The sequence below is a fragment of the Pseudomonas sp. Pseusp11 genome, assembly GCF_047304405.1.
GTDB lineage: Bacteria > Pseudomonadota > Gammaproteobacteria > Pseudomonadales > Pseudomonadaceae > Aquipseudomonas.
Genome location: NZ_JBGLZF010000025.1, coordinates 83,748 through 93,798, shown reverse-complemented (window position 1 = coordinate 93,798; position 10,051 = coordinate 83,748). Strand labels below are relative to the sequence as shown.

The following is a 10,051-nucleotide window of genomic DNA, read 5'->3' as shown; positions in this document are numbered from 1 at the left end:
CCCCCCCCCCGCGGCGCCCCCCCCCCCCCCCCCACAACACACCCCGGCCCCCACAGGGGGATTGGGTTGATTCAGATGCTGATGCGCGAATGTTTGATATCGGGTTCCTGGTTGACGCTCAGCTGTTTGACGATTGCATCCTGCAAACGGCTGCACAGCAACGGGTCGGATAGCGGCTGATTGTTGGCGTCGGTGATGAAGAACACGTCTTCTACGCGCTCGCCCAAGGTGGCGATCTTGGCGTTCTGCAGCGACAGGTCGAACTCGAGGAAAATTGTACCGATCCGCGCCAGCAACCCAGGACGGTCGGGTGCGCTGAGTTCCAGCACGGTCACCGGACGCTGGGCATCGTTGTGGATCGTCACCTGTGGCGCAAAGGCAAAGTGCTTGAGCTGACGCGGCACCCGACGCTGGATAATCGTTGGGTAGTTGTCCGGGTTGCGCAGGGCTTCGGTCAGGCCTTCGCGGATCTGCTTGACCCGCGCCGGGTTGTCGCCGATCGAGTCGCCATCGGTGTCGAGCACGATATAGGTGTCGAGGGTGAATTGGCTGCTGGAGGTGATGACCCGGGCGTCGTGAATGTTCAGGTTGAGCTGGTCCATCGCCGCCACGGTCACGGCGAAGAAGTCGTGCTGGTCCGGCGCATAAATGAAGATCTGCGTACCGCCCTCGAACTCGCGCTGGGTGGTTTCCTTGATTAGCACCAGCGGGCCGCCGTCGGCCGGCTGCTGCAAGATTGCATCAGTGTGCCAGGCCACGTCGCCGGCGGTGTGACGCAAGAAGTAGTCATCGCCCAGTTGCGCCCACAACTGCTCGACGTCGTCCGGGTCGGTGCCGCCGCGCACCAGAATGTCCAGCGCCGCGCTTTGGGTCTGGCGGATCTGCTCTTCGCGATCCACCGGGTTTTCCAGGCCGCGACGCAAGGCGCGCTTGGTCTCGGTGTAGAGCTGGCGCAACAGGCTCGCGCGCCAGGAGTTCCATAGCGTCGGGTTGGTCGCGTTGATGTCGGCAACGGTCAGCACATACAGATAATCGAGGCGGGTTTCATCGCCGACAATCTGCGCAAAGTCGTGGATCACATGCGGGTCGGACAAGTCCTTGCGCTGGGCAGTGGTCGACATTACGAGATGGTTTTGCACCAGCCAGACGATCAGGCGGCTGTCCCAGATCGGCAACTGATGGCGCTGGCAAAAGGCTTCGGCGTCCACTGCGCCGATTTCCGAGTGGTCGCCATGCCGGCCCTTGCCGATGTCGTGGTACAGGCCGGCCAGGTAAATCAACTCCGGCTTGGGCAGTTTGGCCATGAGCTTGCTGGCCAGCGGGAATTTTTCCGACACCTGGGTGTACTGCAACTTACGCAGGTGCTTGATCAGGTTCAGGGTGTGCGCGTCGACCGTATAGATGTGAAACAGGTCGTGCTGCATCTGCCCGACAATAAAGCCGAACTCCGGCAGATAACGCCCAAGGATCCCGTAACGGTTCATCCGCCGCAGGTTGCGGTGGACACCGATCTTGCACTTGAACAATTCGATGAACAGGCTGGTATTGCGAATATCGTTGCGGAAGTCGTCGTCGATCAAATGACGGTTCTCGCGCAGCAGGCGGATGGTGTCGGCGCGTACGCCTTTGATCTCCGGCTGTTGGGCCATCAGCACGAAGATTTCGAGCATGGCGAACGGCGTGCGGCGGAACACATTGTTGTTGCGCGCCTCGATGTAGCCATCGTGCAGCTGGAATCGCGAGTTGATCGGCTGGGGCGGTGCTTCGTCTTCGGGGGCCAGGATCACTTCTTCGAAGTGCTGGATGATCAAGTCGCTGAGCTGGGCAATGCTCATGACCACCCGGTAGTACTGCTGCATGAAGTTTTCGATGGCGTGCTTGGCGTCGTTGCCGACGAAACCCAGCAGCCCGGCAATCGTGCGCTGGTGATCGAACAGCAGGCGGTCTTCGGCGCGGCCGGCGAGCATGTGCAGCGCGTAACGCACTTTCCACAGGAATTCCTGGGACGAAGCCAGCAGGGCGTTCTCGCTCTCCACCAGGAAACCTTCGCCGGCCAGGGCCCGCAGGTTCAGGGTGCCGTACTCACGACGGGCGACCCACAGAATCGTCTGGATATCCCGCAGGCCACCGGGCGAGCCCTTGACGTTGGGTTCCAGGTTGTACTCGGTGTCGTTGTACTTGTGGTGACGGGCTTTCTGCTCGGCGCGCTTGGCCAGGAAGAACTCCTTGCTGGGCCACATGTGCACGGTGCTGGTCACGTCCAGCATGCGCTGGCGCAGACGCTCGGGGCCGGCAATGGTGCGGCTTTCCATCAGGTTGGTGATCACCGTCAGGTCGGCGCGGGCTTCCTCGGCGCATTCGTCCACCGAGCGAACGCTCTGACCGACTTCCAGCCCAATGTCCCACAGCAACGTCAGAAAACGCTCGATGGAATCGCGGAAAATTTCGTGATCGGCGCCGTCCAGCAGGATCAGCAGGTCGATGTCGGAGTAGGGGTGCAACTCGCCACGACCGTAGCCGCCGACCGCGACCAGTGCAATGTCGGCATCGAAGCTCCAGTTGAACTGTTCCCAGGCCTTTTGCAGGATGTTATCGACGAACCAGGCGCGATCCTCGATCAACCGGCGAATCTCCCGACCGGCGCGAAACCGCTCGTCGAGCACTTCGCGGGCCTGACGGATCGCCTTCTTGAAAGCAGCGATAGGGCTTGCCTTCAGGGCCAGTTCAGCCTGGAACTGGCCGCGGTCGAAGAGTTCGGGATCCACCTGCGGCATCGATTGGCTTTCCTTTCTATAAGGCTGGGAACGGCGCGGGCGGGATCAGGCCGAAACGCGCGGGATGGTGTCGTCGCTGCGCAGGGTGAAGATCTCGTAGCCGGTGTCGGTCACCAGCAGGGTGTGTTCCCATTGCGCCGACAACTTGCGGTCCTTGGTGATCGCGGTCCAGCCATCGCCCAGCACCTTGGTGTCGGCCTTGCCCTGGTTGATCATCGGCTCGATGGTGAAGGTCATGCCGGATTTCAGTTCCATGCCGGTGCCGGCGCGGCCGTAGTGCAGGATCTGCGGTTCTTCGTGGAACACCTTGCCGATGCCGTGGCCGCAGAACTCGCGAACCACCGAGAAACCGTTCTTTTCCGCGTGCTTCTGGATCACTTCACCGATATCGCCCAGGCGGCAGCCGGGCTTGACCAGCTCGATGGCCTTGTACATGCATTCCTGAGTCACCTGGGACAGACGCTCGGCCCAGACCGGCACGGTGCCAACGTGGAACATACGGCTGGTATCGCCGTGGTAGCCATCCTTGATCACCGTGACGTCGATGTTCAGCGTGTCGCCATCCTTCAACGGCTTCTCGTTCGGGATGCCATGGCAGACCACGTGGTTGATCGAGGTACAGATCGACTTCGGAAAGCCCTTGTAGTTGAGCGGGGCAGGAATGGCTTTCTGCTCGTTGACGATGTAGTCGTGGCAGATGCGGTCCAGCTCTTCGGTGGTAACGCCCGGTTTGACATAATCGGCAATCATTTCCAGCACATCGGCGGCCAATTTGCCGGCGATCCGCATTTTTGCGATGTCCTCTGGGGTTTTGAGGGTGACGGTCATACAGGCTCTCTCTGCGCTCAATGGCGCCTTCTAAAACGAAATGGGCACTGCGCGAACGATCGTCGCGGCCCTGAAAAACGCGATTCTACCAGACGATCAGGGCAAATCTGAGCTTCTGTGCATCGCTTCTCTCTATAGAATGGCGCATTCTTGGGGGATTCCAAGGGCGGGATCAAAAGCATTCGCCAGGTTTTCAGAATCCGGGTTCCGTTTTTTCCGGCCTTGTGATATAAAATGCGCCGCTTTCCGGGGATACCCTGAAAAGCTTAAATCCACACACGTGTCGACACGATGACCTGGGTGCCTTCAGCTGATGCTGCTGGTTGGTCATTGGGATACGTGGAGGCCAAACCCGACTTATTAAGGAACTATCATGTCCCAAGTCAACATGCGCGATATGCTGAAGGCCGGTGTGCACTTCGGTCACCAAACCCGTTACTGGAATCCGAAAATGGGTAAGTACATTTTCGGCGCGCGTAACAAGATTCACATCATCAACCTTGAAAAAACCCTGCCAATGTTCAACGAAGCTCTGACTTTCGTAGAGCGTCTGGCCCAGGGCAAAAACAAGATTCTGTTCGTCGGCACCAAGCGTTCCGCTGGCAAGATCGTTGCTGAAGAAGCAGCACGTTGCGGTTCGCCGTACGTCGATCACCGCTGGTTGGGCGGCATGCTGACCAACTTCAAAACCATCCGTGCTTCCATCAAGCGTCTGCGTGACCTTGAAGTGCAAGCCGAAGACGGTACTTTCGCCAAGCTGACCAAGAAAGAAGCGCTGATGCGCACTCGCGATCTTGAGAAGCTGGATCGTTCCCTGGGTGGTATCAAGGACATGGGCGGTCTGCCAGACGCTCTGTTCGTTATCGACGTTGATCACGAGCGCATCGCGATCACCGAAGCCAACAAGCTGGGCATCCCGGTTATCGGCGTAGTCGATACCAACAGCAGCCCGGAAGGCGTTGACTACATCATCCCAGGCAACGATGACGCAATCCGCGCTATCCAGCTGTACATGGGTTCGATGGCTGACGCTGTTATCCGTGGTCGCAACAATGTTGCTGGCGGCACTGTAGAGTTCGTAGCTGAAGAAACTCAGGCTGCAGCTGAGTAATTGACGCCCTGGCGTTGACTCAGTAAGCAAAAAGGGGGCTTGGCCCCCTTTTTGCCACCTCGAAAACCATTTGTCGGCGCCCACTGCTTTATCTGTAACGTGCGGCAGCTAACAAGGGTGGTTCGGGAAGAATTGATCGCCCGTTCGATCGGGTGGAATGGTTGAAAACCTATCCAAGAGGAATTTGAAAATGGCAGAGATTACTGCAGCGTTGGTCAAAGAACTGCGCGAGCGTACCGGCGAAGGCATGATGGACTGCAAAAAGGCCTTGACCAAGGCTGGCGGCGACATCGAAAAAGCCATTGATGACATGCGCGCTTCGGGCGCCATCAAGGCTGCCAAGAAAGCCGGCAACGTTGCCGCTGAAGGCGCAATCGCTCTCAAGGAAGACGGTAAATCCGCCGTTCTGCTGGAAGTGAACTCGCAGACCGACTTCCTGGCTCTGCAGGACGACTTCAAGGCATTTGTTGCTGCCAGCATTGAAAAAGCGTTCGCTGACAAACTGACCGATGCTGCTCCGCTGATCGAAGCGCGTGAAGCTGATCGTCTGGTTCTGGTTGGCAAGGTTGGCGAAAACGTCAACATTCGTCGCCTGGCTCGCGTTGAAGGCGATGTTGTTGGTGGCTACCTGCACGGCAACAAGATCGGTGTTGCGGTTGTTCTCAAGGGCGGCGACGTTGAGCTGGCCAAAGACATCGCTATGCACGTAGCGGCTACCAACCCTGAATTCCTGCTGCCGTCGGAAGTTTCCGCTGAAGCGATCGAGCGCGAGAAGGGCGTGTTCCTGACCCTCAACGCTGACAAGATCGCTGGCAAGCCAGAAAACATCGTTGAAAACATGGTCAAAGGCCGTATCAGCAAGTTCCTGGCTGAAGCGAGCCTGGTTGAGCAGGCGTTCGTCAAGAACCCTGAAATCAAGGTCGGCGACCTGGCCAAGAAAGCCGGTGCTGAAATCGTTTCTTTCACCTACTTCAAAGTAGGCGAAGGCATCGAGAAGCCAGTAGACAACTTCGCAGAAGAAGTTGCTGCCCAGCTGGCTGCCAGCAAGCAATAAGACGGTTTTTTAACTGTCGCCCTGAAGAGGCTGCCCGCTTACGCGCGCAGCCTCTTTTCAGATGGGGTTGCCAATTTCATTTGGTTTCCTTTTGGAACTGGCTTACAAAGCCATGTTCCGATGGTGCTGAAGCAGCGCCAAGCTAGAGTGAACGCCAGCTGTAAACAGCTCGCAAAGAATTTTTAAAATACGCCGCAGGAGAGATTCGCAATGGCTCAGCAGGGCAGTGGTTATCAGGCTCGCTATAAACGCATTCTACTCAAGCTTAGCGGCGAGGCCCTGATGGGCTCGGAAGAGTTCGGGATCGATCCGAAAGTTCTGGATCGCATGGCACTGGAAGTTGGCCAACTGGTTGGCATCGGTGTTCAGGTCGGTCTGGTGATCGGCGGGGGTAACCTGTTCCGCGGCGCAGCGCTCAGCGCAGCCGGCATGGATCGGGTCACTGGCGACCACATGGGCATGCTGGCCACTGTGATGAACGCCCTGGCGATGCGCGATGCGCTGGAACGTGCCAATATCTCGGCCATCGTGATGTCGGCCATTTCCATGGTTGGCGTGACCGATCACTATGATCGCCGCAAAGCCATGCGCCACCTGAACTCCAAGGAAGTCGTGATTTTCGCGGCCGGTACTGGCAACCCGTTCTTTACTACGGACTCGGCTGCCTGCCTGCGCGCAATCGAAATCGATGCCGATGTGGTGCTCAAGGCAACGAAGGTCGATGGCGTCTACACCGCTGACCCGTTCAAAGACCCGCATGCCGAGAAGTTCGATCATCTGACCTACGATGAAGTGCTGGATCGCAAGCTGGGTGTGATGGATCTGACGGCCATTTGCCTGTGCCGCGACCACAAGATGCCGTTGCGCGTGTTTAATATGAACAAACCCGGTGCCCTGTTGAATATCGTACATGGCGGCGCTGAAGGAACCCTGATCGAGGAAGTTCAACAATGATCAACGAAATCAAGAAAGACGCTAAAGAGCGCATGCAGAAATCCGTAGAATCGCTGGCGCACAACTTCGGCCGTATCCGTACCGGCCAGGCGCACCCAAGCATTCTGGAAGGCGTGATGGTTCCGTACTACGGCGCCGACACTCCGATCAAGCAAGTGGCGAACATCACCGTTAAAGACGCCCGTACCCTGCAAGTCGTTGCCTTCGAGCGCAACATGCTGGGCGCGGTCGACAAGGCCATCGGTAGCGCTGGCCTGAACCTCAACCCGACCAACCTGGGTGAGTTGCTGCTGATCTCCATGCCAGCCCTGACTGAAGAAACCCGCCGGGGCTTCACCAAGCAGGCTCGTGATGTGGCTGAAGATGCCCGTGTTGCCGTGCGCAACATCCGTCGCGATGCAAACAGCTCGCTGAAGGATCTGGTCAAGGAAAAGGAAATCAGCGAAGACGAAGAGCGTCGCGCCACTGGCGAGATCGACGATCTGACCAAGAAATTCGTGGCTGAAATCGACGCTAAGTTGGCGGAAAAAGAAAAAGACCTGATGGCCGTATAAGGGTCGAGTTTCAAATGGACAAGACCAAGCAGACTGCGCCGTCCGCGGTGCCGCGCCATGTCGCGATCATCATGGATGGTAATAATCGTTGGGCGAAAAAGCGCTTTATGCCAGGTGTCGCCGGGCATAAAGCGGGTGTGGATGCTGTTCGTGCGGTCATCGAGGTGTGTGCGGAGTCCGGGGTTGAGGTATTGACCCTGTTTGCGTTCTCCAGTGAGAACTGGCAACGCCCGGCCGATGAGGTCAGTGCCTTGATGGATCTGTTCTTCAGGGCGCTGCGTCGCGAGGCCAAGCGCCTGAACGACAACAACATCAGTTTGCGCATCATCGGCGACCGTTCGCGTTTTCATCCGGAGCTTCAAGCTGCCATGCGTGAAGCCGAGGCGATGACTGCCGGCGCCAATCGTTTTATCCTGCAGATCGCCGCCAACTACGGCGGTCAGTGGGACATCGCGCAGGCCGCGCAGCGTCTCGCGCGCGAAGTTCAGGCCGGGCATCTGCGCCCTGAAGACATCACTCCCGAGCTGTTGCAAACCTGTCTGGCGACCGGCGATCTGCCGTTGCCGGACTTGTGCATCCGTACCGGTGGCGAGCATCGCATCAGTAACTTCCTGCTGTGGCAACTGGCTTACGCCGAGTTGTACTTCTCCGACCTGTTCTGGCCGGACTTCAAACACGACGCCATGCGCAATGCGCTGGCTGATTTCGCTTCTCGCCAGCGTCGCTTCGGTAAAACGAGCGAGCAGGTCGAGTCTGGAGCCCGGGTTTAATGCTTAAACAACGAATCATCACGGCACTGATTCTGCTGCCGATTGCCCTGTGCGGGTTTTTCCTGCTTGAAGGGTCCGGTTTTGCGCTGTTTATCGGGCTGGTGGTGACGCTGGGGGCATGGGAATGGGCACGCCTGGCAGGTTTTGCTGGCCAGGCGATCCGTGTTGCTTTTGCAGCTGTGGTCGCGTTGATGCTGTTTGTCATGCATATCCTGCCGGGGCTCGCGCCTTGGGTGCTGGGCGCCTCGGTGCTCTGGTGGGGCGTGGCCACCTATCTGGTGCTGACTTATCCACGGTCCAGCGAACACTGGGCCAGCGCTGCCTGCAAACTGGCGATCGGTTTGTTGATTCTGTTGCCGGCCTGGCAAGGTTTGATCCTGATCAAGCAGGAGCCCTTGGGCAACTGGCTGATCATGGCCGTGATGGTGCTGGTCTGGGGCGCCGATATCGGTGCGTACTTTTCCGGTCGAGCCTTCGGCAAGCGTAAGCTGGCACCACAGGTCAGCCCTGGCAAGAGCTGGGAGGGCGTGTACGGCGGCTTGCTGCTGAGCCTGGTGATCACGGCAATCGTCGGTTTTGCGCGGGACTGGAGTTTCGCTCAGATGCTGATGGGCCTGTTCGGTGCTGCGATCATTGTGTTCATTTCGGTGGTGGGTGACCTCACCGAAAGCATGTTCAAGCGCCAGTCGGGGATCAAGGACAGCAGTAATCTGCTGCCGGGGCACGGCGGTGTGCTGGACCGCATCGACAGTCTGACAGCGGCGATTCCGGTGTTCGCCGTGCTGCTGTGGATGGCGGCATCGTGAGTCGCCCACAACAGATTACCGTGCTGGGGGCGACCGGCTCGATTGGTCTGAGCACTCTGGACGTCATCGCCCGTCACCCCGAACGCTATCAGGTATTCGCCTTGAGCGGTTTCACTCGTTTGAGTGAGCTGTTTGCGCTGTGCGTGCGTCATACGCCACGTTTCGCGGTCGTGCCGGAATCTGGCGCTGCCCGAGGCTTGCAGGACGAATTGCATGCGGCTGGCCTGTCGACCCGTGTTCTGGTGGGAGAGGAGGGCTTGTGTCAGATTGCCTCGGATCCAGAAGTCGATGCAGTGATGGCGGCGATCGTCGGGGCGGCGGGTTTGCGTCCGACCCTGGCGGCGGTCGAGGCCGGCAAAAAGATTCTTTTGGCCAATAAAGAAGCGCTGGTGATGTCCGGTGCGCTGTTCATGCAGGCCGTGCGTAAAAGCGGTTCGGTACTGCTGCCTATCGACAGCGAACACAACGCGATTTTCCAGTGCATGCCGCAGGATTTCTCCCGTGGTTTGGGTGCGGTCGGTGTACGCCGGATTTTACTGACAGCCTCTGGTGGCCCGTTCCGGCAGACGCCTCTGGCCGAACTGGCGCATGTTACCCCCGAGCAAGCGTGTGCTCACCCGAATTGGTCCATGGGGCGCAAGATTTCGGTGGATTCGGCCAGCATGATGAACAAAGGGCTCGAGCTGATCGAGGCCTGCTGGCTGTTCGACGCTACGCCCTCTCAGGTCGAAGTGGTGATTCACCCGCAAAGCGTGATTCATTCGCTGGTCGACTATATCGATGGTTCGGTGCTGGCGCAGTTGGGTAATCCGGATATGCGCACGCCGATTGCCAATGCCCTGGCCTGGCCAGAGCGGATCGACTCGGGTGTTGCGCCGTTGGACCTGTTCGCCATCGCTCGCCTGGATTTCCAGGCACCCGATGAAGAGCGTTTCCCTTGCCTGCGCCTTGCGCGTCAAGCCGCCGAGGCTGGTAACAGCGCGCCGGCCATGCTCAATGCCGCGAATGAAGTGGCTGTGGCGGCCTTTCTCGACGGACGGGTTCGCTATCTGGAAATCGCGAGTATTATCGAGGAAGTATTGAACCTCGAGCCTGTGGTTGCGGTTGATGATCTCGAGGCAGTGTTTACGGCCGATGCGAAAGCACGGGTACTGGCCGGGCAATGGTTGAGTCGTCACGGCCGATAAGTGCTGCAATACG

At 58.6% G+C, this 10,051-nt stretch carries 9 protein-coding genes; 7 read left to right on the top strand and 2 right to left on the bottom strand.

The annotated features are described in order from the left end of the window. Positions 1 to 71: 71 nt before the first annotated feature. Both ACCC96_RS20405 and map read right to left on the bottom strand, forming a co-directional pair. Positions 72 to 2,774 carry a [protein-PII] uridylyltransferase gene (locus tag ACCC96_RS20405; RefSeq protein WP_413696744.1) on the bottom strand — a complete coding sequence of 901 codons (2,703 nt, stop codon included), beginning with the start codon at positions 2,772 to 2,774 and terminating at the stop codon, positions 72 to 74. A gap of 45 nt (positions 2,775 to 2,819) precedes the next feature. After that, positions 2,820 to 3,602 carry a type I methionyl aminopeptidase gene (gene map / locus ACCC96_RS20400; protein ID WP_258671055.1) on the bottom strand — a complete coding sequence of 261 codons (783 nt, stop codon included), beginning with the start codon at positions 3,600 to 3,602 and terminating at the stop codon, positions 2,820 to 2,822. A 373-nt stretch (positions 3,603 to 3,975) separates the two neighbouring features. On the opposite strand from map, the gene rpsB reads away from it, so the two are divergent. The 7 genes from rpsB (at position 3,976) to ispC (ending at position 10,038) form a co-directional block, all read left to right on the top strand. After that, positions 3,976 to 4,713 carry a 30S ribosomal protein S2 gene (gene rpsB, locus ACCC96_RS20395; RefSeq protein WP_018927019.1) on the top strand — a complete coding sequence of 246 codons (738 nt, stop codon included), beginning with the start codon at positions 3,976 to 3,978 and terminating at the stop codon, positions 4,711 to 4,713. Between the two features lie 190 nt (positions 4,714 to 4,903). After that, positions 4,904 to 5,767 (top strand): translation elongation factor Ts, encoded by an 864-nt coding sequence (gene tsf / locus ACCC96_RS20390; protein ID WP_018927018.1) that lies wholly within the window; start codon positions 4,904 to 4,906, stop codon positions 5,765 to 5,767. 210 nt (positions 5,768 to 5,977) lie between these two features. After that, positions 5,978 to 6,721 carry a UMP kinase gene (gene pyrH / locus ACCC96_RS20385; protein ID WP_003198235.1) on the top strand — a complete coding sequence of 248 codons (744 nt, stop codon included), beginning with the start codon at positions 5,978 to 5,980 and terminating at the stop codon, positions 6,719 to 6,721. Next, a complete protein-coding gene (gene frr, locus ACCC96_RS20380) occupies positions 6,718 to 7,275 on the top strand; it encodes a ribosome recycling factor (protein WP_007940501.1) in 558 nt (185 codons plus the stop codon). The genes pyrH and frr overlap by 4 nt, the downstream gene beginning before the upstream one ends. A gap of 14 nt (positions 7,276 to 7,289) precedes the next feature. After that, positions 7,290 to 8,045 (top strand): polyprenyl diphosphate synthase, encoded by a 756-nt coding sequence (gene uppS, locus ACCC96_RS20375; protein WP_007940503.1) that lies wholly within the window; start codon positions 7,290 to 7,292, stop codon positions 8,043 to 8,045. After that, entirely contained in the window at positions 8,045 to 8,851 is an 807-nt protein-coding gene (locus ACCC96_RS20370) for a phosphatidate cytidylyltransferase (RefSeq protein WP_018927016.1), read from the top strand. The genes uppS and ACCC96_RS20370 overlap by 1 nt, the downstream gene beginning before the upstream one ends. Then, positions 8,848 to 10,038, top strand: a complete 1,191-nt coding sequence (gene ispC / locus ACCC96_RS20365; RefSeq protein ID WP_019647806.1) for a 1-deoxy-D-xylulose-5-phosphate reductoisomerase — start codon at positions 8,848 to 8,850, stop codon at positions 10,036 to 10,038. Before ACCC96_RS20370 ends, ispC begins: the two co-directional genes overlap by 4 nt. Positions 10,039 to 10,051: the final 13 nt, after the last annotated feature.

Excerpts from the sequence above, each read along its gene's own strand:
- ACCC96_RS20405 (WP_413696744.1), bottom strand. The coding sequence starts at position 2,774 with ATGCCGCAGGTGGATCCCGAACTCTTCGACCGCGGCCAGTTCCAGGCT.
- map (WP_258671055.1), bottom strand. The coding sequence starts at position 3,602 with ATGACCGTCACCCTCAAAACCCCAGAGGACATCGCAAAAATGCGGATC.
- rpsB (WP_018927019.1), top strand. The coding sequence starts at position 3,976 with ATGTCCCAAGTCAACATGCGCGATATGCTGAAGGCCGGTGTGCACTTC.
- tsf (WP_018927018.1), top strand. The coding sequence starts at position 4,904 with ATGGCAGAGATTACTGCAGCGTTGGTCAAAGAACTGCGCGAGCGTACC.
- pyrH (WP_003198235.1), top strand. The coding sequence starts at position 5,978 with ATGGCTCAGCAGGGCAGTGGTTATCAGGCTCGCTATAAACGCATTCTA.
- frr (WP_007940501.1), top strand. The coding sequence starts at position 6,718 with ATGATCAACGAAATCAAGAAAGACGCTAAAGAGCGCATGCAGAAATCC.
- uppS (WP_007940503.1), top strand. The coding sequence starts at position 7,290 with ATGGACAAGACCAAGCAGACTGCGCCGTCCGCGGTGCCGCGCCATGTC.
- ACCC96_RS20370 (WP_018927016.1), top strand. The coding sequence starts at position 8,045 with ATGCTTAAACAACGAATCATCACGGCACTGATTCTGCTGCCGATTGCC.